Raw genomic sequence first — 24,363 nt, 5'->3', positions numbered from 1 at the left:
CAGTCAGTAGCGGTCGTTACTGCGCGGCCGCCTTGGCCGCTTCCTTGACCTGAAGCTCGGCAAGCATCTGCTCGTCGGTCTTCATGATGCCGAAGTCGAGCAGCATGTCCTCGAGCTCCTCCATGGTGATCGGGGTCGGGATGGTGCCCTGGCCCGAATTGGCATGGATCTTCTCGGCCAGCGCCCGGTATTCCCCGGCCTGCTTGGAGTCCGGCGCATACTGGATCACAGACATCTTCCTGAGCTCGGCGTGCTGGACGATGTTGTCGCGCGGCACGAAGTGGATAAGCTTGGAATTGAGCCTGGAAGCCAGCGCTTCGGCGAGGTCGAGCTCGCGATCGGTTTGGCGCTCGTTGCAGATCAGGCCGCCGAGCCGCACGCCGCCCGAATGGGCGTATTTCAGGATGCCCTTGGCGATGTTGTTGGCGGCATAGAGCGCCATCATCTCGCCGGACATGACGATATAAATTTCCTGGGCCTTGTTCTCGCGGATCGGCATCGCGAAACCGCCGCACACCACATCCCCGAGCACGTCGTAGGAGACATAGTCGACATCGTCGTAGGCACCGTTCTCCTCGAGGAAATTGATCGAGGTGATCACGCCGCGGCCGGCGCAGCCGACACCCGGCTCAGGGCCGCCCGACTCCACGCATTTGATGCCCTTATAGCCGACCTTGAGCACGTCCGCGAGTTCCAGGTCTTCCACCGAACCTTCCTCTGCCGCGAGGTGCAGGACCGTATCCTGCGCCTTCGCGTTCAGGATCAGGCGGGTGGAGTCGGCTTTGGGGTCGCAGCCGACGATGAGGATTCTCTGCCCCAGGTCGACAAGGGCGGCGAGCGTATTTTGGGAGGTGGTGGACTTGCCGATGCCGCCCTTGCCGTAAAAGGCGATCTGACGCAAACCTGACATGTAGCTTTCCTTCCTTCGTTCCATTCATCGCGGCTGCCGCGACATGAATGCCGGTCGGGCAGCTGTAGCCGCCTCGCACCTAAGGATCTCAAGACTCGTGCCAATTTGGCTGATCGAACCGAAGAATAATTTCATGGTTGCTTTTCAGGGATTTAGCTTGAGGGCCAAAGAAAGGATCGTCGGAACAGACCGTGTAGCGGACCCGACAATGGCGACACAAAGCGTCGGATCGCGATCCTCAGTCACCGCATTCGTTTGAACCGCATCGTTGTGTTGAGGTGGACGAACAGCATCTCGACCCTATCAACGTTAGTTGCGGGATGCTGCGAACTCTTCTGTGCCCGCGAGCCGACGTGCTTCGTCTCGCGTGTCCTCGTCGAGACTGCGCAAAATCTTGCGCGCGACGCTGGCATACCATCGGTCCGCGGCCACTCATTCGGTGCCACAGGCGGATGGTTCCCTATATCAGCAACCCGAGGGGACTCGGCTCACTTGTCGGCACAGGAGTTCAGTATCGGCGTCATCGCCTTCACATGTTCGTCGATCCGCTCGAGCACTTTCGCTGCGACGACATCACGCTCAGGCAGATGCCACCAGTGTTCGTTGACGAGTTTGACTGTCTCGACCACTGCCTTCAGGACTGCTGGCTCCGGAAGCCGTGCACGGTTCGCAAATGCTTTCCATCGCGGTGCTACTAGCGCCTTAAACGAGCGCTCTCCTCCAAGCGACAGCGCCATGGCGTCGGCGGGAATATATGGCACGGTGGACAGGACGTCGTAGATTGGTGCAAGCGCCGGCTTGTCGCCGTTACCCGGATAGATCAAAGACCAATTCTTCAGGTGCATGTCGCCATTGCCGGTCATGACGGTCAGTGCCAGGCGGCGGACGAACTCGAGAGCCGCCGTAGGCGAGACGGCCACACCAAGAGCCAAGGCTATGTCGTGATAAGCGGCCCCCTCATATTTGCGCGAGGGGTAGACACCGAAGACCTGAGCGAAATCCTCGATGTGTATCCTCTCGCCACCGGCGCCGCGATCGAAGCGTTTGACGAGAAGGACCTTGCCTTCCGACAGCGTATTGAATTCTTCGGGAACGCCCTCAAAATCGGACTTCTCGACCAGTTCGCATTCAGGAACCTCCATGCCGATTGCTGCTGCCAGCGCCAGGTTGGCGAATTCGTTCTCGGAAACGCCCAGAAAGGCCGTCGAAGGGAACTTGGCAATATACCGGCCCTGCTCGTCGTCCATCGGCAAAGTAAGGCCGCCGCCTTTTCCAGTGTTCTTCATGACCGACAGCTTAATCTGCACGCCGGCAAGTGAGAACCGTGCCTTGGGCTTATCCTTTGAAGCATCCTGCGAAACCGCTATCGCGCCGTCACTGGGCAACGCCCGTACGGCTCCCGGCAGATCGGCGCCCAGCGCCGCCAAAAGATCGAAATCATTGCCTGGCCGCACATTGCCTTCGTGGTGCTTTTCCATCGCCGCGCGCAATTTCTCCTCCGGCAGGAGGTTCGCGAAGAAAGCGGGCAAGGCGCCCGCCAGAGGCTTCGGATCTTTCCGCAATCCTCCCGTCGCTGCCCGGAACGACAGGCTGAAAACCGGAAAGCCGCCCGTCGCGCGGTAGGCCTCATTGAAGTTGAATGCATTGAAATCGCCCGGCGTCCTAACGATTGTGCCGATCTTCAGTGCGTTTAAGAGCACGTCCAGCGACGGGATCGTCTTAGGTGCGCGAAAGACTGGAGCCATGATCGTCATCGTCAGGTTGAGAAACAAAGGCGGGTCGATCGTCATCATCATGCGGGCGCAATAGAGCCTGGACAGCCGGCACCATGGCTTGTGGAACCAGCATCATTTCCAGACCGAGCGCGCGAGCGATATTCATGAGCGTTGTTGCACGCGCGGCTGCGGCTCCCTTTTCGATGTCGCGATATCGGGGACGGGATATACCCGCCAAATCAGCGACCTGCTCCTGCGTCATCGCAGCGGCCAGCCTCGCCTGCCTGAAAAGCCCACCGATTTCCAGTAGAATTTCCGATTGAGAGTCCATATGATATGTAAACGATCCATTCCAATGCTAGATGATATGGCAGAGTATCTTATCCAGCGATCGAGTCAACACGTTATGATCTGTTCGCGTATCATCCATCAGCCCGATGATACGCAAAGAGATCAATCATCCTGCCTTTGGCGCCGCCCGACAGTGGACACCGTCCGAAACTGACGCCCGATCAGCGCTCCGAAATCATCGGAATGTTAAATCAAGGCGGTCCGGCAGCTGAAATCGCTCGTCTCTTCTCGTTCATACGGCCGGCCGCGCTGACTGGGGGTCAATGTGGATCGCCACTCCTTGATTGCAATGGCTTTGTACCATGTACTCCCTGCCGGTCTCCCGCCGCACCTGGTGTTCGGACCCTTTCAGGGGCTCAGCGCGGTTCGCGTGACCGATCACCCTGATCAAGCATCGACATAGCCGTCGAATACCGCTTTACTCTCGGCTGTCCGTTCGGGCATGGCGGGGTGCCTCCCTGATCACGAAGCAGCACCCGAACAAGCCCGCGACCAGCGCGATTCCCCCCGCATCCGCGACTTTTTGACTCAGTAAGACTAGGCGCCCGCCGCCACGTGCGGGCGACGCCGGCATCAACCGGCGGGCGGATGCGCCGAGGGCAACAAGCGCGCCTGACGCAACGCCGCCAGATCAGCCGAGCCGGTGCAGAAGCAGGCGACGGCCAACTGGCGGATGACGATCTCGAAATGCGCGACAACCGCCTCGGTGGATATCGTGGCGGCGCGCAGCACGCCGGCCGCCTGCCCGGCGATGTCCGCGCCCAGGCGGATGGCCTTGGCCACGTCGACGCCGTCGCGGATCCCGCCCGACGCGATCAGCTTCACCATTGGCAGCGCCCGACGTACCGCCTGCACGCTGGCCGGGGCCGGAATCCCCCAATCGGCGAACGCCATCGCCACTGCACGGTCGGCGGCATCGCGGGCGCGCTCGCCCTCCACCGCGGCCCAACTGGTGCCGCCGGCGCCGGCGACATCGATCACCGCCACGCCCGCGTCGACGAGCGCACAGGCCACCGAGGCGGACAGGCCCGACCCCACTTCCTTGGCCACGATCGGCACGCCCACGCTGCGCGCAGCGCGAGCGATCTGCGCCAGGACGCCGCGCCAGTCGCGGTCGCCCTCCGGCTGTACCGCTTCCTGCAGCGGATTGAGATGGACGATGAGTCCATCGGCCTCCAGCGCATCCACCGCCCGGCGCGCCAGGTCCAGGCCGTCGGCCTCGCGCAGTTGCGCGGCGCCGATATTGGCCAGCAAGGGAATGTCTGGGGCCAGGCGGCGCAGCGCGCGCGTCAGCCCCTGGGAGTTGCGGGATTGCAGGCTCACGCGCTGCGAACCGACGCACATCGCGATCCCCAAGGCTTGCGCTGCTTCGCTCAGATGCCGGTTGATGGCCTCCGCGCGTGGCATGCCGCCGGTCATTGAGCTGATCAGCAGCGGCGCGCGCATGGTCTTGCCCAGCAGCGAGGCGCGCAGGTCGATCTGCGTCAGGTCCAACTCGGGCAATGCGCAGTGTTCGAAACGGATGTACTCCCAGCCGGCGGCGACCGTGGCCGACGCCGTTCGCCGATCCAGCACGATGTCCAGATGGTCGTCCTTGCGCCGGCTCAGGGCGGTGTCGCTCACGCTCACTCCGTCCGTCGCATCGGGCGGCGGCGTTGCGTCGGATCGGACCGACGGCAGCGCGCGCACGCCCCCGCCTCCCGCGCGTTCAGGCCGGCGCACGCTGGCCTCCCCCCGCAGCGTCGCTGCGGTAGCGGCTGGTCGAGGTCTGGTAGTACTGCGCGCGGATGGCCGCCATGGCCTCGATCAACGGTCCCCACGGCGCGGGAAAGCGTTCTTCCGCCATCACCCGGTGCAGCATGCGCGTATGGCCGGCCAGTTCGTCGTTGAGGAACTCCACCACAGGCATAGCCGGATAGCGCTGCAGCAGCAGGATCGCCGCGTTGTCGGCCTCGCCGGCCGACCTGTCCTTTTCGCGTCCATGCAGATCGTTCTGCAAGCGCCCTATCGCGGAGATGAGCCGCAGGACCTGGCGAAACGCCGGACGCGCGCGCAGGGTCGCCATGTCCAGCCCCCACAGCAAGGACAGGCAACAGAACACGTTCGTGTAGGCGATCGAATCGATGCCGTTGTGCAGGTACTCGGCGTAGGACCAGCGTTCCGCCCGCGCCTGCGCGTGTCCGGCGCGCAGCGCCGCGCAGTAGCACCGGGTATCGTCGAGAAGCTGAGCATAGTCGCGACGATCGTAGGCGAGCGCGGCCAGCGAAGCGCGCAGCACAGCGCAGCCCTCGAATCCGGGGAGCGCGCACGGCACGCCCTGCCCCAGCGCCTGCTCCACCGCGGCGAGCTGCTCCGGCGCGATTAGGCCAAGGTCGTTGCAATCGTCGAGCCAGAACAGCAGCGCCAGTTCGCGATAGAACGCCACGATCAGCGTTTCGTCCCGCGGATCGCGGCCGGTGCGGGCGCTGGTGTCGCGCAGGCTCGGGTGAATGCGCTCCAGGATGTACTGGCCGCCCCTGACCGCTTCCACGGCATGCTCGTCGGCGAACCCGGTCAGGGAACGCCCCCACTCCAGCACCTGCTGCAGCGCGCGTTCGGTCTGGATCATGGCGCCGCTCCTGCTCCCTCGGCCAGGACGCGCCGCCCCCAACGAAGCGCCAGCCACAACCCGGCGAGTTCGGCCACGCGCACCACCCGGGTGGGGCAATACAGTTCCTTGCCGATCCACAGCGGCGTCTGCGGCCATGCATGCGCCGCATGGCGGGCGAGCATCCACTCCAGCGCACGCGCCACCGCCTGCGCGATGCGCCGGCGCCCTGTCGGCTCTTCGCTCCCGTCCATCACGTGCAACGCGAACAGCGCATAGGCGGTTTCCTCGAATGTGGACGCGCGACCGGCGCCCCAGCCGCCGTCGTCGCGCTGCGCCTGCATGAGCGCCGCCAGCGCGCGCTCGTCGCGCCACTGGGGCTTGCCTTGCGCCAGCGCAGCGACCGCATGCGCGGTGGGATACAGCCACGAAACGTGCCATTTTTCGTTGTCCCATAGACCATGCGGGTTGCGATTGGCCTCGACGTAGGCGCTGGTGCCGGCGGCCGGCTTTCCCAACATTCGCAACGCATGCAGGGCATGGATATTGGTCGAGACCGAGGCATTGCGCTCGCCGGGGAAGGTGACGAACAGCTCGCCGATTTCGAAATGGCGCAACGCATCGACCGCCGGGTCGCGGCCTGCAAGGCGCAGGACGCACATCGCAACGGCGGTGTCGTCCGCATCGGCCGCGAAGTGCAAGGCCGGGCCTAGTCCGCGCACGCCCAGGCGGGCGTCGAGCTGCGCGACGATCACTTGCACCGCCTCGGCGAGCGCGGGATGCGCGAACAGACCGGCCAGATGCAGGGTGTACAGCGACCAGCATGGCTCGAACACATTGATCGGCCAGACGTTGGGAACGACACCTTCGATGCCGCTGCGCGTCGCCCGCGATGCCGCCTGCAGATACGCGTCGGCGCGCCCGACCTGCGGCGTGCTTCCCTGTGTCACGGCGTGCGCACGCCACGCGGCAGTGGCCGCCGGACTGATGCCGATGCTGCCGTCGTCATCCGGGCATGCGGTGGTCGGCGAGGTCCCCCAGGCTTCCCAGGAGTGCAGCAACGGATGGCCGCTCGGCAACGTCGCCACCGCCCCCAGCTTGACCAGGCACGCTTGCCGCAACGGCAACAGCGCCGGGTGGCGCGGAAACGCCACGTCGCCCAGCAAGGATGCGGCCTCGCCCGATAGCTGCGGCAGGATCAGCTCCGCGGCGATCGGCGCGTCTTCCGGCACCGCATGCGCATAGGGATCGGGCTGGCGCTCGATGAACCGGGTTGCAGCCTGGACTGCGTCGGCAGCGCCGGGAACAGGATCGGCACGCCGCAATGCCAGCAACGCCGCCCACGTGGGCGCATGGCGGAACAGCGGGAAGTCCGCACTTCCCCATCCGCCATCGGCCTGTTGCTGCGCGATGAGCCACGCGTATGCGTCCTGCCGACCGGTGACGTTGCCGTGGAACTGCAGAGCTCGCGCCGTGTCGTAGACGGACGGACCGACGCTGCCGCCGTCGCTCATCTCGCTCAGCAGGTGGCGCAATTCGGAAAGGATCTGTTCGGACAGCGCGTTCACGCGGGATGTTCCTTCTGCAGACGGTTGACGAGAACCAGGATCGGCAGACGCCGCGCACATCGCCGCGGACTCGGGCACAGTGCAGCATGCACCGCTGCCGCCGGCCGATCGCAGCGGCACAGGGGCGACTCCATGTGGACGGGCGTGCTCATGCGTAGGGCGCGGACAGATACCCGTTGGCCCGCTGCAGTATCTGCGCCAACCGTTCCGCACGCGGCCCCAGCGGGGCGATGGCTTCCCCGGCGTCGCGCAACAAATCCAGCGCGAACTGGCGCGCTGCCTGCAGCCCCATGATCGACGCGCAGGTCGGCTTCTGCGCCGCCGCGTCCTTGCCGGGGGTCTTGCCCAGCGTCGCGGTATCCGCTGTCGCGTCGAGAATGTCGTCGACCACCTGCAACGCCAGCCCGAAACAGGCGGTGTAGTGATCGAGCGCACAGTACAGCGCAGCGTGCGCGGCATCCTCCGCGATGGAGCATAGCGCGCCCATGCGAACGGACGCGCGCACTAGCGCTCCGCTCTTCATCCGGTGCATCGCCACGATCCTGTCCAGCTCGGCGTGCTTTCCGACCAGCGACAGATCCATGGCCTGCCCGCCTGCGGCACCCTCGGCGGACACGGCCTGCGCCAGTTCGCGCACGAGCGCGATACGGTTGTCGCCCGGCGCATCCAGGCTCGCCAGGGTCAGGAAGGCGTGCGCCTGCAGCGCATCGCCGACCAGGATCGCAGTGGCTTCGCCGAACTTGACGTGCACGGTCGGAAGGCCGCGGCGAAGCACGTCGTCGTCCATCGCGGGCAGGTCGTCGTGGACCAGGGTACAGGCGTGCATCATCTCGATGGCGGCGCCGACGTCGTCGAGCATGTGCGCCGGCGTGTCGGCCAGTGCGCCGGCAGCCAGACAGAGCAAGGCGCGGGTGCGCTTCCCGCCATGCAAGGTGGCGTAGCGCATCGCCGCCATCAGCTCGGTCTCACCGTCCTCTTCGGCGCAGAGAAGACGCGCCAGCGCCTGTTCGACCCGCTTTGCGCCGTCCTGCATCCAGATCTCCGGCAGCAGCCTGCCGGATGCGCCGCGCGCCTGCGCGCCCAATCCGCGGAGCGCGGAAACGCCAGTTCGGTCGTCGTGTAGCGTGGAACCGGTCTGCATGTTTTTCATGTCCTTGTACCTGACACGAGATGGCCACAGCGAGCGCCAAGCCGCAGCGGTGTTGCCGGCGTCGCACCGAGCGCGTGCGCTGAGTGCAGCAATGCCGCGCCTCGCCGGCGCCGCTGCCTCGCCACACGGGGCATGCGATGCCAGCTCATGAGAAGCCTATGCGGATTGCCATGGACGGATGTGCGGTCGGGTAATACCGCCGGCCTTTTTCGACGCCGCTCAGCAACCGCGGCCGCACCCCGGCCTGGTGCATGGTCAGCGCCAAGGCGGTGCAGAACTGCACCATTTCCAGCCATACCAGGTGGTAGCCGATGCAGACGTGTGGGCCGGTACCGAACTGCAGCATGTCCACCGGCCGGATCGGCTCCGTGCGTTGCAGCCACCGCGCCAGGCGGAACTGATCAGGCGCCTCGTGCAGCAGCGCCGAGGTCGAGAAATGCAGCAGCGGGATGCACAGATGGGTGCCCGCGGGAATGCGCCGTTGGCCGAGTTGCAATTCCTGCAGGGCGCGACGCGGCAGGAGCGTGGTCGCCGGATGCAGGCGCAGCGTCTCGCGGAACAGCGCCTCGGCGACCGGACACTCCGCCAGATCCGCGTGCCGGGTCGGCACCGCGCCCACGCGTTGCGCCTCCTCGACCAGGGCGTCCCACAGCACAGGCTGCCGCGCCAGCTCGATCACCATCCAGGCCATCGTCGAGGCAGTGGTGTCGTGACCGGCAAGCAGCAGCAAGCGGATATTGGCGACCAGGACGTCATCGGAGAGCCCATCGTCGCTGCGGTCGAAGGCGCTCACCATGTCGTTGATCAACCCGGTGCGCGCGGCGTGCGCCCGCGCGTCGCGGACGAACTGGCGCAACTGCGCGTCGATCCAGTCGCGGGCGGCGCGGCCGCGCCGCAAGGGCAGTCCGGGGAGGTCGACCGGGGGCGCGACGATCAACTGCAGCAGTTGCCGGTACTTGCGATGCCATCCCGGCAGGTCCTGCGCGGGGATTCCCATGAGGCTGAAGATGAGCTTGAGCATCAGGTCACCGGTTTCGCGCAGGATGGTTGCCTCGCCGCGGTCGCGCCACGCCTGCACCCGCGCCCGGATGACGGGCGCGAACAGGTCGCCGATGCCGGCCTGGGTCAGCCCCTTGGGCAGGAACGCCGCCTTGATCGCATCACGCGCCTGCCGGTGCGCGCCGCCGTCCTGGGCAACCAACGTTCCGCCAAGCAATTCGGGCGCGATCTCTTCGATCAGCGCCGAAGACACGTCCTTGTGCCGGAGCAGTGCGAACGCATCCGGATCCACGCAGGTCATCAAGTGTCCAGCAGGGCCGAAATCCAGCCAGAAGTGGCTGCCCAGCGTCCGTTCTGCGCGCTGCAGCAGGCGCGGCAGGTCGCAGACAATGGCGGGAAGATGCCCGACCAGGGGGAAAGCGCCAGGCATGACCGGGATGTCGCATCGCAGCCGGTGCCGACGGTTGAGTGGGTTGAGCAGCATGTCCATCAGCAGCGCGCCGCCGCCGCCGATTCGGTGTCGCCGGCAGGGCGCGCGGCGCAGCTGTTGCCACCGTCGGCGTATGTCGGCACATGCGCCAGCATGCCGCCATCGATGCACACGACCTGGCCTGTGATAAACGCAGCATCGTCGGAGAGCAGGAACGCCACGAGCGCGGCCACGTCCTCGGGGCGGCCGACGCGCTGCAGGAGCTGGTGCCGGCGCAGATGCCGTTGCATGCACTCGTCCAGCTTGGCGAGGAGACGCTCGGTTATGACGAGACCCGGCGCAACGGCGTTGCAGCGGATCTGCGCATGACCGTATTGGGTGGCGAGCGAAGCCGAGAGCATGTTCATCGCCGCCTTCGACGCGGCGTAGGACGTCTGCGCCGTGTCACCGCTGAGCCCCTGGCACGACGACATGTTGACGATCGCGCCACCGCCGCGGGCGATCATCCGTGGGATGGCCTGCCGGCAGCAGAGCAGCGTGCCGCGCAGATTGGTCGCCATGGTCTGGTCCCAGACTGCCAGGTCCAGGTCGAGGATCGCGCGGTCGCGCGGGGTCAGATCCATGGCGCTCGCATTGTTCACCAGCAGGTCGACCCCCCCGAAGTGCCGCTCCGCCGTCTCGAACAGCGCTGCCACCGCCTGCTCATCGGCGATATCCATGGCTATGGGCAGCGCGTGGCCTGCTTCGGCCGCGATCTGCGCGGTGCAGGCGATGGCCGCCGAGCCATCAATGTCGGCCACCACCACTCTGCCGCCCCCGCGCGCGATGGCGAGAGCGCATGCCTTGCCGATGCCGGCGCCGGCGCCGGTCACCACGGCCACCTTGCCTTCAAACCGTCCCATCGTGTCTCCTGAATTGCATTGGTCTTTCGCAGCATGCCGCTCGGCCTCCGCCGGAGAAGGCGCAGGGTCGGCGCTGGCGCGCTCGTCATCGCCCGCGTCGCTTTCGATGACCCGAATGGCGGCGACCGGGCACTGGTTGGCCGCAAGCCGCACGGCGGCGTGCAGCGCCTGCGGGACCGTCGCCACGCACACTTCGGCCACGCCGTCCGGTTCGCGCTGGCGAAAGGTGCCCGGCAGCGTCAGCACGCACTGCCCGGTAGTTCCGCACAGATCCTGATCGACCAGGACGCGCATCTCAGCCCTCCTGCCCATGCAGCCGCACCGGCAGCGCGCGGAACGTCCTAAGGAACGCGGAAGGCTCCCGGGTCGGCTGCTCGGCCAATGCCAGCGTGGGGAAGCGTGCCTGGATCCGCGGCAGGCTTTCGGCCAACTGCACCCGGGCCAGTTGCGCACCAAGGCAGAAGTGGATGCCGTGGCCGAAGGTCAGCATGATCTTCCCGTCGATCGACATGCCAGGACTGGTGCCATAGAACCGCACGGGATCGAAGCGGTCGGGATCGGCGAAGGCGTCCGGGTCGCGATTGCCGGCCGCGATCAGCACGCGCACGTCCGCGTTCTTCGGGATCACCGCGCCGCCCAGTTCGATGTCGCGCTGGGCGATACGCGGAATGGAGCTGAACATGGCGGGCGCGTCGTAGCGCAGGGCTTCTTCGACGAATGCCTTCACCCCCACGGCATCTCCCTTCAGCCAGTGCCGCTGTTCGGGATACGCCAGCACCGCCAGGACCGCATGGCCGATGGCCGCGGCAGTGGTGGCGAAGCCGCCCAGCAGCATGCCCCAGAGCATGCTGATCAATTCCGCATCCGACAGCGTCTCGGCATCGTCGTCGCGTGCGCCGACCAGCATTGACACGATGTCGTGGCGGGAATCCGTGCGCTTGCGCTGTATGAGGTCGCCGAAGTAGGCCTGCACCCTGGCGCTGGCCGCGTCCGCCGCGGCGAGTTGGGGATCGCTGGCGTGCGGGCTCAGGCCTTCCAGAATGGCGCTGATGCCGGTGACGAGCCCGAGAATGTCGTCCGGGGGCATGCCGAACAGTTCGCCGAAAACCAGCATGGGCAAGGCCAGCGCGAATTCCCGATGCAGGTCCACTGCCTCCCCGCGCTCCAGTGCGGGCGCCATGCCGTCCAGGCGCGCTGCGACAATGCGAGCGATGGTCGGCCTCAGGTTGTCGATCTGGCCGATGGTGAAATCGCGCGAGATCAGCCGGCGCAGACGCGTATGCGTCGGAGGTTCCTTCATCGCTAAAGTGGACGCCAGCAAACTTAGCGACAGGCTGGTCGCCGCACGCGGGAAATAGCGCGCCAGTTCGCCTGGCGCCGGCCCCCGAAAAGCATCGCCCGTGGCCTTGAGCGCCCAGTAGATGTCGGCGTGGCGGCTCAACAGAAAGAGGCCCGACGCCGCGCGATGCACCGGATCGTGCTCGCGCAACCACCGCATGAACGGATACGGGTCGTGGATGCACGCTGGCGACGCCAGTTCGGCGAAGGCGTCCCGGCATGCTGCCGTGGTTTCTTGCAAGTCCATATTGGTTACCTGTTGGCTGGCTGATCTGACCGGCGCGCGCCAGGCGCGACGGCAAATTGCGGAGAAGATCGCGATTCCCGGCGGCGTCCGCCCATCACCAGAGCACCGGGAACTCCTCGAACCCGCCAGTGATGATCTCCTTGCGCAACTTCAGTTCTTCGGGCGCCACGGCCAGGCGCAGCGCGGGAAAGCGCTGGAAGATCGAACCGAACACCACCTTGAGTTCCAGCCTGGCCAGCGCCGCGCCGATGCAGTAGTGCGGCCCATGGGAGAACGCCAGGTGCGGGTTTTCGTCGCGTCCGATGTCGAAGTTTTCCGGGTCGTCGAAATGGCGCGCATCGAACGACGTCGCCGGCAGGCCGACAAGCACCTTGCTCTCCGCAGGAATTTCCACGCCCGCGATAGTCACGTCGGTACTCGGATAGCGCATGATGCCGTCCCAGCCCGCGCCCGGCGGGTACATGCGCAGGATTTCCTCCACCGCCTTGTCCACCAGGGATGGATCGCCGACCAGGCGTTCGCGCTGTTGCGGATGGCGGAACATGGCCAGCAGGCCGAATTCGATCTGCGCGACGGTGCTCTCGTGCCCCGCCACCAGCATGCCCGCCGCCAAGCCGATCGCCTCTTCCTCGGTCGCCTTGCCCTGGTCGACCGCCGCGAGCAGGTCCGTCAGCAGGTTGTCGCCAGGATCCTGGCGCTTGTCCCGCATCTTGCCGCGAATGTAGGCGCGCAGTTCTTCCCAGGCCAAGCGCGACGCGCTGCGCGGGCCGCTTTCATGCTGGTGCGTCATCACCTCGTCGGACAGCCCGGCGAAAAAGGCGTGATCCTCGTAGAGCACGCCCATCAGCGCGCTGATGACCATGGCCGGAAGTGGAAAGGAGAGGTGGCGCCGCAGGTCGGCGGGCTGGGGCTGGGCCGCCAGTGTCTCGAACAACTGCGCGGCGATCGCCTCGACCTGCTGCTCGAGCAGCTTCACCCTGCGGTTGCTGAAGGCCGGCGCCACGATCGTGCGTAACCGGGCATGCTCGCCCCCCTCGTGCGAGACCAACCACCCCGGTGATCCGAGAATCACCGAATCCGGGGTGAATGCCGCCGGCGGCATTCCCGAGGGCCGGAACGCCGCGTCGGACAGCACCGCCTTGGCTTCATCGTAGCCTGTCACCCACCAGCCTTCGTGCCCGGACGGGAAGCGCACGCGGTGGATCGGACCGTTGGCGCGTTGCGCCAACATCTCGGGCGAGGGCTCGATGTGATCGACGCGCCACATCGGCAGCGTCGGCAAGGGTTGTTCGGACATGGTGGCACTTGATCTCTAAGCGATGGAAGGGCGGAAGGTGACCGGCAGGCGCTGCGGGCAGCGAATGGCTTAGGAAGGCATGTAGACGACGTCCTCCGCAGCGTAGCCGATTCGATTATCAAGGTCGGCCAACGTGTAACTGCCTAGGCATACCGCGCGGCGAGATGCAGAACGTTATCCTGCGCCTTCGAGTTCAGGATAAGGCGAGTGTGGCGGGCCTTTGAGTCGCAGCCGGCCATCAAGATTTCCTGCGCAAGGGTCGACAAGGGCGGCGAGCCTGTTTGGTAGGGGGCGGTTTCGCCGAGGCCCCCTTCCCATAGAATGCTATCTGATGCGGATTTGACATTTTGCTTTTCTTTCTTCGTTCCATTCGTGTCATCCACGAAATGAAAGTCGGTCGGCGGCTCCCGGCCAGCAACGAAGGTGCTTCAAATCTCGTGCCAATTTGGCCGCAGCAGAAAAAAATTGTGGCAGCTTCTCAGCGGCCTAGCCTGAGGCCAGAGAAGAGCTAGGCGAAATAGGCCGGTGTCGCGGGCCAACAAAGGCGACGGAACAGTGTCGGACAGAACGCCTCGGGCGACCTTTAGGTCGGGCTTGCGACATTCTGGTCCAGTTTCGAACATAAGAGGGCGGCAAACAGACACGATTGGGAATTCGATCCTCACGGCGCCAGGGCGCTTGCCCAAGAGCGCGCGCTCATGTTGCTGCGACAGGCGCGTGTTCGCGATAGCCGGGCCTGCGCACCCATGAACGCTAGCGGCACACGCTACGCAATGACTGGAGTGCCCGCCAGCCTCAGGTAGTGCATCGGCTCCGCTTTCGGTTCTTCTTTGCCCAGCCGGGGCTGAAGCGCCGAATATCCGCACCCTACAGCATCGTTGTTGCCTGTGTGACGAGGCGGTATAGCGCGCGCCCGATCTTCTAAGACACGGCCTCCGAGAAGAAGGGGGCGGTCCAACAGCACCTCTATTTGAAATGGCACGCCGCTTGCTGCTCCTGGTTAGAGCACCATCAAATCACGATGAAAGCGACTTGCACCATGCCCGACGCGCGAAGCTCTAGACAGTGGCCTGAGGAGACGATGCCCGTTCCCGCTGAACATCGGGACACCGTCTCCTCCGGAAGGCCGTTCTCGGTGGCCGCTTTGCGCATGGCTGGTCCGATGCCGGCACGCCAACACGGGCCGCTCGCGCAAATGCCGTTTACCGGTTCTGTTCAGCATGTGAGTGCCCAAGAGCCCCGTCAAAGGGTCACCCAAGCCAAGGCCGGCGGGTCACTGCCACATATCGACAACACGCTGAACCAGTCCAGTGACCCGAGTCTGCGTGAAGTGACATTTCAGGCCCCCACATGCTTGCGATATTGGCTACTTCCGGCCGCTATCCCTTTTCCAAACGCACGATCGCGAGTGACCGATCCCGCTTCCGGCGCCATAGCCGGGGGAACCAAGCGGCTCGACGGTGTCCAGCTCGCTCAGATCGATTGCGTTCGGGTGGCCAAGACCAGCCGCCAAGACCTTCCTATACGTCGGGAGGGAAAAAGGAGGTTGCGAGCCGCGAGGTCCTCATTCCGTGCCGGGCATACGAGCCTTTGCTCGGTATTGCGCCAGCCTCTGCCAGAATTCAGCGCCAGTTTTCTTCTTTAGGAGCAAGTTGATGACAGTTCAAAAGAAAGTTCCCTTCGTCACCTTTCTCACGCGTGTTCACGATAAGTCAGTCCAGGGGACAAATCCATATCGCTGGCAAGAAAAGACATCTGACGACTACTTTGCCGGCAAGCGGGTCATCCTGTTCTCGCTGCCTGGCGCCTTCACGCCGACCTGCTCGACCTACCAATTGCCCCAGTTCGAAGAGCTCTATGATGAGTTTGAGAAGGAGGGAATTGACGCGATTTACTGCCTCTCAGTCAACGACGCCTTTGTCATGAATGCGTGGGGGAAGTCCTTGGGTCTGAAGCAGGTCGAGCTCATCCCCGATGGCTCAGGCGAGTTCACACGCAAAATGGGCATGCTGGTCGCCAAGGACAATCTCGGCTTCGGGATGCGCTCCTGGCGCTACGCCGCCCTGATCAACAATGGCGTGGTGGAGCATTGGTTCGAGGAGGAAGGTTTCTCCGACAACTGCGAGGCCGACCCCTATGGCGTCTCGTCCCCGCAAAACGTTCTCGAAACGCTGAAAGCCGCCGCATGACCTAGAATACGTCTCAGTGGTGCCATTGCCGGCCCCAAGAGGCTCCTCGACAGGATTTTCGCGCTCACCATGCAATCCTCAGCAAGCCTGCTTCAGCGCCAGAAGCAATCCATGGTCGCATCGCCTCAACTCATTGAGTCGATTCGCCTGCTGCAACTGGCGCATACTGAACTGCATCAGTTCGTGGAGCGGGAAATCGAGAAGAACCCGCTTTTGGAATCTGCATCAAGCGATGGCGGGCCTTTTGACGACGTCTCGATTTCGGGAGCGGATCAGCCTGTCGGCCCTGGCGCAAACGCCGTTGAAGGACCGACCGGGGCAGGGTCGGCTGAACGGCTCGGGCAATGGAAATCACTCGGCAACACGACCAACAACCCGCCGGGCAATGGCCCTTCCCTCGACGAGTTTGCCACCCTCGCCGAAACATTGCACGACCATGTCGCTCGTCAGATCGCCCTCACTGCGTTCACACCACAGGAGCGGCTGATCGCTGGCCAGCTTGCCGCCGATCTGGAAGACACTGGCTATCTTCGGGCAAACCTTTTGGAGCTGGCCGAGAGCCTGAATGTCCATGAGGCTGTTGTGGAACGGGTTCTCGGAACCTTGCAGCAATTTGATCCACCGGGAGTTTTTGCGCGAAGTCTCAGAGAATGCCTCGAGATTCAGTTGCGCCAGCGAAATCGGCTCGACCCGGCAATGGCAGCTTTGGTTGCCAATCTTGAAATGCTTGCGCGACGCGATTTTGAGGCACTGAAGCAGCATTGCGGCGTCGATGAAGAAGACCTTCTCGACATGATGCATGAGATTCGGGCGCTCGATCCCAAGCCTGGGAACCGATTCCAATCCGGTGCGTCTGAATCAATCATACCCGACGTCTGGGTCACGCCCTCGCCGCAAGGCGGGTGGCAGATCGAACTTGATCCCGCCACACTGCCAAAGCTGCTGATCAACCAAAGCTACTATGCCGAAGTGTCGCGTCAAACTCCCCAAAATTCGAAAGATAAAGCATTTCTCGACGAATGCTTGCAAAACGCGACCTGGCTGATCCGCAGCCTCGATCAGCGCGCCAAGACCATTGTTAAGGTTGCGGCTGAAATCGTGCGTCAGCAGGATGCCTTTTTGGAACATGGCGTCGCCCACCTGCGGCCTCTCAATCTCAGAACCGTCGCTGACGCGATCGGCGTGCACGAGTCGACGGTAAGCCGGGTGACCTCGAACAAGTACATGCTTACCCCGCGCGGAGTCTTTGAACTGAAGTATTTTTTCACCGTCGCGATCGCGTCCTGCCAAGGCGGCGATGCGCACTCCGCCGAAGCTGTCCGGCATCGGATCAAAGCGATCATTGCCGCAGAATCTCCCGGCGACGTGCTTTCCGATGAGGACATCGCTGTCCGGCTGAAGGAAACCGGCATCGATGTTGCGCGCCGCACCGTCACAAAATATCGCGAAGCAATGAACATCCCCTCCTCCGTGCAACGCCGCCGGGAAATGCGCTTGTGTTTTTAGATTTGGGTCAAGGCAGCCAACATCACGTTGCATTGCATCAAAGTGGAGACTTCGTTCATGACCCAATCCGCAGCAGGCGTCATGGACGCTGTTCTGCACGACCCAGAAAAGCCCGTCCCACCGTCTGGTCCCGCATGGGGTGCGGTCATTGCGCTTTCCTTGGGCACCTTCGGGCTGGTCACGGCAGAGTTTCTGCCTGTCAGCCTGCTCACGCCCCTCGCGCATGATCTCGGTATCAGCGAGGGAGCGGCTGGACAGGCGATGACGGCAACAGCTATCGTCGGGGCGATCTCGGCGCCGACGGTGGCCATCATCACAAAGCGCCTGGACCGCAGGACCGTCATGTGGACCATGACGCTGCTGCTGATCCTGTCGGACGTTCTGGCGGCCGGCGCGTGGTCGCTGGCGGCTCTCCTGACTGCACGCGTCGTGCTCGGCATAGCGCTCGGAGGCTTCTGGTCGATGTCGGCAGCACTGGCGATGCGGCTCGTTCCAAGCCACTTCCTGCCGCGCGCCATGTCGATCATCCTCACCGGCGTTTCCGTAGCTACCGTCTGCGCAGCTCCAATCGGCGCTTATGTCGGCGATATCTGGGGATGGCGAAGCGCCTTCGTGCTCGCCGCAGCCGGCGGCGCCGCTACACTGCTCGTGCAACTCATAACTATTCCGAGACTGCCTCCGATTGGAGTGGCTAGCTTCCGCAGCCTGCTGGATGTGGCCAAGATTCCGATGGTCAAAATTGCGCTTTTGGTCATCCTGCTGGTCGCTTCCGGCCACTTCGCCGGAATCACCTATATCCGCGCCTTCCTCGAGAAGATTCCCGCGCTGGATGTCGAAACGATCTCGCTTGTGTTGCTTGCTTTTGGCATCGGCGGATTCTTCGGCAATTTGGCCGGCGGGCTTCTGGCCGAGTTCAGTCTCAAGGCAGTCGCTGCCCTTGCACCGCTGCTCATAGCGATAGCCGCTGTTTCGCTGCTGACGGCGGGAGCATCGGCCTCGGCCTCGGCGATTGCGGTTGCCGCGTGGGGCTTTGCTTTCGGCGCGGTGCCGGTGGGATTGCAGACGTGGATGGTGCGGCGCGCCGCTCCCGAGCAGGCCGAAAGCGCCGGTGTGCTGATGGTCGTAGCGTTCCAAGTGGCAATCGCAGCCGGCGCGATTTTCGGCGGACTATTGGTGGACAATGCCGGGATTACCAGTGCCATTGCCTACAGTGCTGTTGCCACGTTCCTCGCCGCCCTGACAGTGTTCCTGCTCGGCCCGAAGCGGGAAACCTAGACCGCCTGACAGAAGAGGCCTCAGCAGCGCAGCGGGACGAGAGATGCAATCGCATGCACGGCGCGGCGCGATCCTCCGCATGATTACGCATGGACCAGCGCAAGCGCCTCGCCGGCTTCACCTCCGGGCCATGGCGACCTTCGCCGCCAGACACACGAATCTCGCTGGCACCGGTTCCACTTGGCGACGATGAGCGCTGCCAGCGCGTTGCTGGCGGTCATATCCTTGACGACAAGCCGGCATTCTGGGCGAGCGACAGCTACGCGCCGGCCATGCCCGTCAGAACGCCGGTGACTCGCCACCGGGCGGCTTGGCGACCAGCTTTGGCTCCATCGGCGGAATGAACTCGAGCCGGCGGGCGCCGGGCTGCAGCAACAAAAACGTCGATTTTTCATCGCGTACATACGGCCAGACAAAAAGCCCGGCGTGCTCCCTCCGCCATATCAATCGATTTTATCCGAGGTGTCACATCCGGGTAATCTAGCGGCTTCTAATGAAACCGGCTAAGGGGAGCGCGGATTTGGGGGAACTTTTCGTGAATAGCCAAAAAGATGCAGAGCGTATCCTTGCCGAAATGTCGATCGCACAGGCGATTTACGATGCCATTTGCGAGATGAACGGATCTTCGTACAGGCAAGACAAAGCACCTTTGCGGTGGGACACTTCGTCAGGCCAACCGTTGAGCCTAATGAGTATTGACGGCTTTTTCGAATTGCGGGAACTCGCTAGGCGCATAGCGTCGAAGATCGACACGCCTGCGCTCATCAGTCTCCAAAGACACACCTCGCAGTCATCAAAAAAGATTGACTTCCACTAGGTAGAAACTGCGCTCGCGCTGCGACGTGCCTCTGGTCTGAGCGCCGACAAAACCCGGCGATCGGGAACCGCCCGCCGCACCTTTCGGCACGGCGGGTGATCAGTCGTTCACCAGGCACGGGGGTGTGGGCGGGGTGGTGTGCCCGGTGCACGTGATCGTAGAACCTATGCTCATAGGCGGCTGCGTCTACCAACCGGCAGTTGGAATGTTTCGACAGCTTGCCTGGCACGACCGCGGCTCGATCAAAAACCATCAACGATCGGAGTAGCGTTCCTAGTTCATCGCCACGCAAAAACCCGCCGCAACTTGGATGCGGCGGGCTGGTCGATATCACGAACTCATTTCGTCTTTGGCAGCGCGCTGGATACAGAACGAATTACAAAAGGGCCGCGAAGCTCCTGCGGGCGGCTGCTCAGCGATTTTGCAACCAACCGAAGACTATTTTGGAGCTCACTCGAGTGCTGCTTCACTGTACCGTGTGCCACCGACGCTCCTTTAAAACTCTCAGCCATGATTGATTCCTCCGCGATTCCGATTAATGAATCCTTCCGGTCCTACGAACAAGCGATTTGTTGGGCTCGGGGGGGAAAAGTGATGATTGTATCCGGCGCGGAAGTCCGCGACTCCACCGACTGGCCAGAATTGGTCTTCGGGTTGGTGGGGCCTATTGGGGTCGACATGAACATCGTCACGCGCAAACTTGAAGAAGCGTTGGTTTCGGTAGGATATCGTCCGCAGGTCATAAGACTGACTGGTCTCATGAAGGATATAGCTGTGGACGGGGGTGAAGTCGCCGACGGCGGCGATCCAGTGAGCCACTATCAATCACGAATCCAATACGCAAATGCGGTGCGTTTAAAATGCGCCAACGATGCTGCTTTGGCCGCTCTTGCCATAAATGACATCCGACGGTTGCGTTCTGTCCACTGGGGACCCGATCACCCTTCTGCTCAACCTCAGCGACTACCTGTCGAAAAGAGCGCTTACATCCTGCGACAGTTGAAAAGAGCCGAGGAGATATTGCTGCTCCGGAAGGTTTACGGACGCAAGTTCATTCAGATTTCGGTGCACCTCAGTGAGAAGGAAAGGCGCAAGAATCTGGAGCGGACCATCGCGCTAAGCAATCCTAATCTGAGCCCAAGCAGTTGTGCTGAAGCGGCCGAAACTCTCGTTGAGACAGATATGTACGAGCGTTCCGACGTGCATGGGCAACGGATTGAAGAGGTGTTCCATATGGGAGATACTTTTATTCATGGGCGAAACGAAGAGAGTATCTCTCGAACCATCGACCGTTTTGTTCAGGCTTTTTTTGGAAAAAACTCGATCAGCCCAAACAAAGATGAGTATGGGGCATACATGGCTGCCTCCGCATCTCTTCGTTCGCTGGACCTTGCACGCCAGGTCGGGGCGGCAGTGTTTTCTTCCAAAGGGGAAATTATTGCGTTGGGCTGCAACGAGGTGCCGAAATTTGGTGGCGGCACCTATTGGACCGAAGACGATGATCCCCATAGGGACTATGATGATGGGGTCGACGTAAATCGAACCGAAAAGAACCGAATTATTTTCAACTTCCTTCGAACTTTGGAGGAGGCATCCGTTTTGAAGGATGGCGCAACAGCCGAAGCGCTTTATGCCGACTCGGCCGTCCGGAAGCGAATTAAGGCAGCCTCGATTTCCGATATCACGGAATTCGGGAGAATGACCCATGCCGAGATGACGGCACTCTGCGATGCGGCGCGCTTGGGTCGGCCAACAGGCGGCGCGACCATCTTTGTCACAACCTTTCCATGCCACAACTGCGCGAAGCACATAATTGCATCAGGTTTAAAGCGGGTTGTGTTCATCGAACCGTACCCAAAAAGTAAGGCCCTGGAGTTTCACGAGGACTCTGCTGTCCTTGATGAAAAGAATGAACGACGCGTTTTATTTGAGCATTTCGTGGGTATTTCGCCCCGCAGGTATCGAGACATATTTGAAAAAGGTTCGAGACGCTCTGCTGATGGGAAAGTTGCTGAATGGTACAAAGGAGAGCCTATGCCTTTGCTCGAAGATAAAGGCCCGTCGTACATTTACGATGAAGAGTCCGCTATATACTCCTCCCTAATAGCAGTGGCTGAGGAGCTAGGTATAGTGGTCAAATCAGAGCAGTCCGAGTCGGATGAAATCGACAAGACGACAGCAGACACAGAAAATATTGCGGCCCAGTGACCCAGCTGCCGATTCACTCCTCCGCCGCCGGTCTGAACTTCCGCACGATGAATTCGAACAGGATGTCCGAGATCCACATTGCCGACACCCCGATCAGGAACGCCGCGGCGAGCGTTGTTGTGTCGTCGTCGGTCGCCGGAATCGGCAACCCTGTGGCGCGGAAGTAATTCACTACCGGCAGCGTCAGATAGGGCAGCCGCCAGGGCGCCGCAGATCGGCGACCCCACCATGCGCGTATCTTGTAGCGGTGGCGCGACAGAGCGCGCAGGACGCCCCCAGCGAGGCCGGCAGCAACGACCGGGCCTCGGAACTCGGCAAAGGTCTCCGGCGGCACATCTTCAAATTCGTATCGTTTGCCGCTGGCGACGAACCACACCGAAAGGATTGTGCGATCCAGATCGTATTCCGTTTTGCGTATCGAGGTGGATGGCATGACGGCGGGATGCGCAAGGTCCAGGAGGTCCCAGGGACTACGAGGTCTATGGCTTCATGACCACCAAGCCGAACGCCCTTGTCACGCACCTGCCCGCGCAACCGTGAAGGCCACTGGACTCTCCGGAGCAAAGAACGCATTGTTCCCGAGGGGAGCGGGGACTTGGACAAATCTCGGTATGACAATCGGTCTGGCCAGTGGCGGAAGCGCCCTGGCGTAAGGCGGTATCGTGCCCGACCGCTCTCGGGCGTGCCGATGCGGCTGGTGTATGTTACCATCGCGGCAGTGGCCGCATTGGCGACACAGTACTTCCTGCAGCACACCGATCGTTTCCAAAAAGCCGTGTCGAAATGGATCGGCCCGGCTCCCGCTCCAATAGCGGGGATTGCTTCCGCTGCTCGACCGAAAAGATACCATCGGCATTACCGATGCTATGGTCGAACCAGCGCTCGGCCGACGTTATCGGCGGCGGTACGATCGAAATTCACGGCCAGCGTATCCGTTTCAGTGGAATCGACGCCCCGGAGGCCGCGCAACGGTGCGATGACGCCAAGGGCTTCCGCTACCAGTGCGGTGCGAAGTCCGCCGGCGCCCTTGACGCCTTCCTGGCAGCCCTCGAGGCCGCTCCGGTGCACTTTCGTCGCTTGGGACCGCTACGGCCGCTTTGTTGCCGACTGCTCGCGGGCCGACGGCAGAAGCGTTGCCTCGTGGCTGGTGGAGAACGGCCAGGCTCTTGATTGGCCTAGCTACAGCCAGGGCGCATATGCACCGCAGCAGGCGAGAGCGGAGGCGGCGAAAATCGGTCTTTGGGCTGGCGATTTCGAGGCGCCGTGGGTTTGGCGGGTAGAGCACGCAGAAAAGGCGCAGCCGGCGATCAGCCAGCCGCTCGGCATCGTCGGCGGCCGGCAAGTGGCGCAAAGCTACTCATGCCAGCCGCGGCGAACTTGCTCGAAAATCAGCCCGTGCGACGAGGCGCAATGGTATCTCGGCAATTGCCCGTGGGGCGGCAAGCTGGACCGCGATGGCGACGGAAGGGCGTGCGAGACGCTCTGTTAGGAACGACAATGGGCCGCGGCCCTCGGGGGGACGTATTAATGGACGAGAAATTCTACAATCGCGTTGGCGGCGACCGTATCTCGTCGCGTCAGGTCGACGAACTCATAGGGCTCGCCCGTGGCCTGGCCGCAGATGGAACCATCAACAAGGCCGAGGTCGAGTTCCTTCAAAAATGGTTGGCGGCGAATGTGGAGATCAGTAATCAACCAATCATCCGAACCTTGTACCGGCGCATCAATGATATCCTTCAAGACGGCGTGCTCGATTCCGATGAACACGCGCAACTTGTGGATACGCTAAACAGCTTCTCGAATCGTAATTTCGAACGCGGAGAAGTGCTAAAGCCGACGTCGCTGCCACTCTGCGATCCGGCCCCGACTTTGACTTTCGTCGGCCGGTTGTACTGCTTCACAGGCACATTCAATTTTGGCCAGCGGAAGCATTGCGAACAGGCCATCGCAGATCGCGGAGCCTTCGCGGGAGGTCTGAGCCAGAAAACAGAAGTTTTGGTTATAGGCGCCTATGCCACCGAATCGTGGAAGCATTCTTCATTTGGGGATAAAATCGTCAAGGCTACCGGCTGGCGCGACCAAGGATTGCCAATCTCGATCGTCGCCGAAAGTCACTGGGCCAGCTTTCTCTGAGGTGTCCTTTGCCAAACGATCGGGCCAAGTTTTCAGTGCGGCGCACCGCCCGCCAGCAGATATCGGTAGCCGTTCGTCGTCATCCACCGGGCGCGGGCGAGATGCGTCTCCCAAGCCCTGAATGCCCGCTCCGGTTCCTTCTCAGGATCGATATGCAGGACGATCCTGGCGACCTCTCGCCAGTCCGCCTCCTCGGCCGCGGCGTCGAGCAGGCGAATGTAGGTAAGCAGACGCTCTTCGTCGTATCCGGTCAGAACCGAAGAAGTGGGAGCCTCATCGGACGTCAGAGTCGAGCAGACATTTGCGCATCGACGCTTTTCTAACCCAGTTGATGCCAGCTGCAAAAAGCGACTCGCCGTTTAAGGTTACGGAACTTTAACGAAAGGAGAGCATTGACTAGAGGCCACTACCTATCATATTGATAGGCGCATGGCCGAGATTATACCGCTGACGCTTACGGTGCCGCTTGCGTTGAAGATGATTCGGCAGCTGGCGGCTGACACGAACAATATTGTGATCGTTGCACACGCCCGCAAGCGCGGACGACAGCGGAGCATTTCTCGGAGGCAGGTCGAACTCTGCGTGCAGCGGGGTACGATCTGCGAAGGTCCAGTGATGAATGCGAAGGGGCATTGGCAAGTCAATATGTACCGGCACGCTGCAGGAGAAGAAATGGAATGCGTCGTGGCAATTGATTGGGGAAAATCTCTGATCGTGATCACGGTGTTTTAGGAACGGGTG

Annotated in this window: 20 protein-coding genes and 4 pseudogenes; 7 read left to right on the top strand and 17 right to left on the bottom strand. The window is 62.6% G+C overall.

Features of this window, described 5'->3' with window-relative positions; all coding sequences use genetic code 11:
- Positions 1 to 16: 16 nt before the first annotated feature.
- From nifH (NKJ55_RS16245) to nifH (NKJ55_RS16185), 13 genes and pseudogenes are all read right to left on the bottom strand, one after another.
- The gene (gene nifH / locus NKJ55_RS16245) at positions 17 to 910 is read right to left on the bottom strand and encodes a nitrogenase iron protein (RefSeq protein ID WP_023801970.1); all 894 of its coding nucleotides are present in this window, start codon (positions 908 to 910) and stop codon (positions 17 to 19) included.
- A gap of 488 nt (positions 911 to 1,398) precedes the next feature.
- Positions 1,399 to 2,655 carry a type II toxin-antitoxin system HipA family toxin gene (locus tag NKJ55_RS16240; RefSeq protein WP_352450778.1) on the bottom strand — a complete coding sequence of 419 codons (1,257 nt, stop codon included), beginning with the start codon at positions 2,653 to 2,655 and terminating at the stop codon, positions 1,399 to 1,401.
- Complete coding sequence (locus tag NKJ55_RS16235; RefSeq protein WP_352450777.1) at positions 2,630 to 2,956, bottom strand: helix-turn-helix domain-containing protein; 327 nt, start codon at positions 2,954 to 2,956, stop codon at positions 2,630 to 2,632. The genes NKJ55_RS16240 and NKJ55_RS16235 overlap by 26 nt, the downstream gene beginning before the upstream one ends.
- A gap of 593 nt (positions 2,957 to 3,549) precedes the next feature.
- Positions 3,550 to 4,605 (bottom strand): type 2 isopentenyl-diphosphate Delta-isomerase, encoded by a 1,056-nt coding sequence (gene fni, locus NKJ55_RS16230; RefSeq protein ID WP_352450807.1) that lies wholly within the window; start codon positions 4,603 to 4,605, stop codon positions 3,550 to 3,552.
- 79 nt (positions 4,606 to 4,684) lie between these two features.
- Positions 4,685 to 5,584: a terpene synthase family protein gene (locus tag NKJ55_RS16225; protein WP_352450776.1), complete on the bottom strand. Its 900-nt coding sequence runs from the start codon at positions 5,582 to 5,584 to the stop codon at positions 4,685 to 4,687.
- A complete protein-coding gene (locus NKJ55_RS16220) occupies positions 5,581 to 7,131 on the bottom strand; it encodes a hypothetical protein (protein ID WP_352450775.1) in 1,551 nt (516 codons plus the stop codon). The genes NKJ55_RS16225 and NKJ55_RS16220 overlap by 4 nt, the downstream gene beginning before the upstream one ends.
- Before the next feature lie 148 nt (positions 7,132 to 7,279).
- A complete protein-coding gene (locus NKJ55_RS16215) occupies positions 7,280 to 8,272 on the bottom strand; it encodes a polyprenyl synthetase family protein (protein ID WP_352450806.1) in 993 nt (330 codons plus the stop codon).
- A 154-nt stretch (positions 8,273 to 8,426) separates the two neighbouring features.
- Entirely contained in the window at positions 8,427 to 9,770 is a 1,344-nt protein-coding gene (locus NKJ55_RS16210) for a cytochrome P450 (protein ID WP_352450774.1), read from the bottom strand.
- Positions 9,770 to 10,612 carry an SDR family oxidoreductase gene (locus NKJ55_RS16205; RefSeq protein WP_352450805.1) on the bottom strand — a complete coding sequence of 281 codons (843 nt, stop codon included), beginning with the start codon at positions 10,610 to 10,612 and terminating at the stop codon, positions 9,770 to 9,772. Before NKJ55_RS16205 ends, NKJ55_RS16210 begins: the two co-directional genes overlap by 1 nt.
- Before the next feature lie 168 nt (positions 10,613 to 10,780).
- Positions 10,781 to 10,906, bottom strand: a pseudogene (locus tag NKJ55_RS16200) (ferredoxin); the annotation flags it as partial.
- Position 10,907: 1 nt separating this feature from the next.
- The gene (locus tag NKJ55_RS16195; protein WP_352450773.1) at positions 10,908 to 12,197 is read right to left on the bottom strand and encodes a cytochrome P450; all 1,290 of its coding nucleotides are present in this window, start codon (positions 12,195 to 12,197) and stop codon (positions 10,908 to 10,910) included.
- A gap of 94 nt (positions 12,198 to 12,291) precedes the next feature.
- Positions 12,292 to 13,494 carry a cytochrome P450 gene (locus NKJ55_RS16190; protein ID WP_352450772.1) on the bottom strand — a complete coding sequence of 401 codons (1,203 nt, stop codon included), beginning with the start codon at positions 13,492 to 13,494 and terminating at the stop codon, positions 12,292 to 12,294.
- Positions 13,495 to 13,646: 152 nt separating this feature from the next.
- A pseudogene (gene nifH, locus NKJ55_RS16185) lies at positions 13,647 to 13,840 on the bottom strand (nitrogenase reductase); the annotation flags it as partial.
- Positions 13,841 to 15,149: 1,309 nt separating this feature from the next.
- Here nifH (NKJ55_RS16185) and NKJ55_RS16180 point away from each other — a divergent pair.
- The 4 genes from NKJ55_RS16180 to NKJ55_RS16165 all read left to right on the top strand — a co-directional run bounded on the left by NKJ55_RS16180 (position 15,150) and on the right by NKJ55_RS16165 (position 21,489).
- Positions 15,150 to 15,683 (top strand): peroxiredoxin, encoded by a 534-nt coding sequence (locus NKJ55_RS16180; RefSeq protein WP_352450770.1) that lies wholly within the window; start codon positions 15,150 to 15,152, stop codon positions 15,681 to 15,683.
- Positions 15,684 to 15,752: 69 nt separating this feature from the next.
- Positions 15,753 to 17,189: an RNA polymerase factor sigma-54 gene (gene rpoN / locus NKJ55_RS16175; protein ID WP_352450769.1), complete on the top strand. Its 1,437-nt coding sequence runs from the start codon at positions 15,753 to 15,755 to the stop codon at positions 17,187 to 17,189.
- Between the two features lie 57 nt (positions 17,190 to 17,246).
- A complete protein-coding gene (locus NKJ55_RS16170) occupies positions 17,247 to 18,464 on the top strand; it encodes an MFS transporter (RefSeq protein WP_352450768.1) in 1,218 nt (405 codons plus the stop codon).
- Between the two features lie 1,327 nt (positions 18,465 to 19,791).
- Entirely contained in the window at positions 19,792 to 21,489 is a 1,698-nt protein-coding gene (locus tag NKJ55_RS16165) for an anti-phage dCTP deaminase (protein WP_352450767.1), read from the top strand.
- Between the two features lie 13 nt (positions 21,490 to 21,502).
- On the opposite strand, the pseudogene NKJ55_RS16160 reads toward NKJ55_RS16165, so the two are convergent.
- The 3 genes and pseudogenes from NKJ55_RS16160 to NKJ55_RS16150 form a co-directional block, all read right to left on the bottom strand.
- Positions 21,503 to 21,823 (bottom strand): annotated as a pseudogene (locus tag NKJ55_RS16160) (hypothetical protein).
- A pseudogene (locus NKJ55_RS16155) lies at positions 21,806 to 21,922 on the bottom strand (KTSC domain-containing protein); the annotation flags it as partial. The pseudogenes NKJ55_RS16155 and NKJ55_RS16160, both read right to left, overlap by 18 nt.
- 431 nt (positions 21,923 to 22,353) lie before the next feature.
- Complete coding sequence (locus NKJ55_RS16150; protein WP_352450809.1) at positions 22,354 to 22,557, bottom strand: hypothetical protein; 204 nt, start codon at positions 22,555 to 22,557, stop codon at positions 22,354 to 22,356.
- Here NKJ55_RS16150 and NKJ55_RS16145 point away from each other — a divergent pair.
- Positions 22,466 to 22,978, top strand: coding sequence for an excalibur calcium-binding domain-containing protein (locus tag NKJ55_RS16145; RefSeq protein WP_352450766.1), 513 nt, complete (start codon positions 22,466 to 22,468; stop codon positions 22,976 to 22,978). The genes NKJ55_RS16150 and NKJ55_RS16145 overlap by 92 nt on opposite strands.
- Positions 22,979 to 23,016: 38 nt before the next feature.
- The gene (locus NKJ55_RS16140; RefSeq protein WP_352450765.1) at positions 23,017 to 23,622 is read left to right on the top strand and encodes a BRCT domain-containing protein; all 606 of its coding nucleotides are present in this window, start codon (positions 23,017 to 23,019) and stop codon (positions 23,620 to 23,622) included.
- A 32-nt stretch (positions 23,623 to 23,654) separates the two neighbouring features.
- Here the strand turns inward: NKJ55_RS16140 and NKJ55_RS16135 are convergent, their stop codons facing one another.
- The gene (locus NKJ55_RS16135) at positions 23,655 to 23,966 is read right to left on the bottom strand and encodes a DNA -binding domain-containing protein (RefSeq protein ID WP_502904485.1); all 312 of its coding nucleotides are present in this window, start codon (positions 23,964 to 23,966) and stop codon (positions 23,655 to 23,657) included.
- 85 nt (positions 23,967 to 24,051) lie between these two features.
- Between NKJ55_RS16135 and NKJ55_RS16130 the strand changes: the two genes are divergently transcribed.
- Entirely contained in the window at positions 24,052 to 24,354 is a 303-nt protein-coding gene (locus NKJ55_RS16130) for a DUF4258 domain-containing protein (RefSeq protein WP_352450764.1), read from the top strand.
- The last annotated feature ends 9 nt before the right edge of the window (positions 24,355 to 24,363 follow it).

Origin of the sequence: Mesorhizobium sp. M0106, assembly GCF_040322715.1 — a bacterium.
Classification (GTDB): Bacteria; Pseudomonadota; Alphaproteobacteria; order Rhizobiales; family Rhizobiaceae; genus Mesorhizobium.
This window is presented reverse-complemented; position numbering and strand designations above follow the sequence as displayed.

Excerpts from the sequence above, each read along its gene's own strand:
- nifH (WP_023801970.1), bottom strand. The coding sequence starts at position 910 with ATGTCAGGTTTGCGTCAGATCGCCTTTTACGGCAAGGGCGGCATCGGC.
- NKJ55_RS16240 (WP_352450778.1), bottom strand. The coding sequence starts at position 2,655 with ATGGCTCCAGTCTTTCGCGCACCTAAGACGATCCCGTCGCTGGACGTG.
- NKJ55_RS16235 (WP_352450777.1), bottom strand. The coding sequence starts at position 2,956 with ATGGACTCTCAATCGGAAATTCTACTGGAAATCGGTGGGCTTTTCAGG.
- NKJ55_RS16225 (WP_352450776.1), bottom strand. The coding sequence starts at position 5,584 with ATGATCCAGACCGAACGCGCGCTGCAGCAGGTGCTGGAGTGGGGGCGT.
- NKJ55_RS16215 (WP_352450806.1), bottom strand. The coding sequence starts at position 8,272 with ATGCAGACCGGTTCCACGCTACACGACGACCGAACTGGCGTTTCCGCG.
- NKJ55_RS16210 (WP_352450774.1), bottom strand. The coding sequence starts at position 9,770 with ATGGACATGCTGCTCAACCCACTCAACCGTCGGCACCGGCTGCGATGC.
- NKJ55_RS16205 (WP_352450805.1), bottom strand. The coding sequence starts at position 10,612 with ATGGGACGGTTTGAAGGCAAGGTGGCCGTGGTGACCGGCGCCGGCGCC.
- NKJ55_RS16195 (WP_352450773.1), bottom strand. The coding sequence starts at position 12,197 with ATGGACTTGCAAGAAACCACGGCAGCATGCCGGGACGCCTTCGCCGAA.
- NKJ55_RS16190 (WP_352450772.1), bottom strand. The coding sequence starts at position 13,494 with ATGTCCGAACAACCCTTGCCGACGCTGCCGATGTGGCGCGTCGATCAC.
- NKJ55_RS16180 (WP_352450770.1), top strand. The coding sequence starts at position 15,150 with ATGACAGTTCAAAAGAAAGTTCCCTTCGTCACCTTTCTCACGCGTGTT.
- rpoN (WP_352450769.1), top strand. The coding sequence starts at position 15,753 with ATGCAATCCTCAGCAAGCCTGCTTCAGCGCCAGAAGCAATCCATGGTC.
- NKJ55_RS16170 (WP_352450768.1), top strand. The coding sequence starts at position 17,247 with ATGACCCAATCCGCAGCAGGCGTCATGGACGCTGTTCTGCACGACCCA.
- NKJ55_RS16165 (WP_352450767.1), top strand. The coding sequence starts at position 19,792 with ATGATTGATTCCTCCGCGATTCCGATTAATGAATCCTTCCGGTCCTAC.
- NKJ55_RS16145 (WP_352450766.1), top strand. The coding sequence starts at position 22,466 with ATGACGCCAAGGGCTTCCGCTACCAGTGCGGTGCGAAGTCCGCCGGCG.
- NKJ55_RS16140 (WP_352450765.1), top strand. The coding sequence starts at position 23,017 with ATGGACGAGAAATTCTACAATCGCGTTGGCGGCGACCGTATCTCGTCG.
- NKJ55_RS16130 (WP_352450764.1), top strand. The coding sequence starts at position 24,052 with ATGGCCGAGATTATACCGCTGACGCTTACGGTGCCGCTTGCGTTGAAG.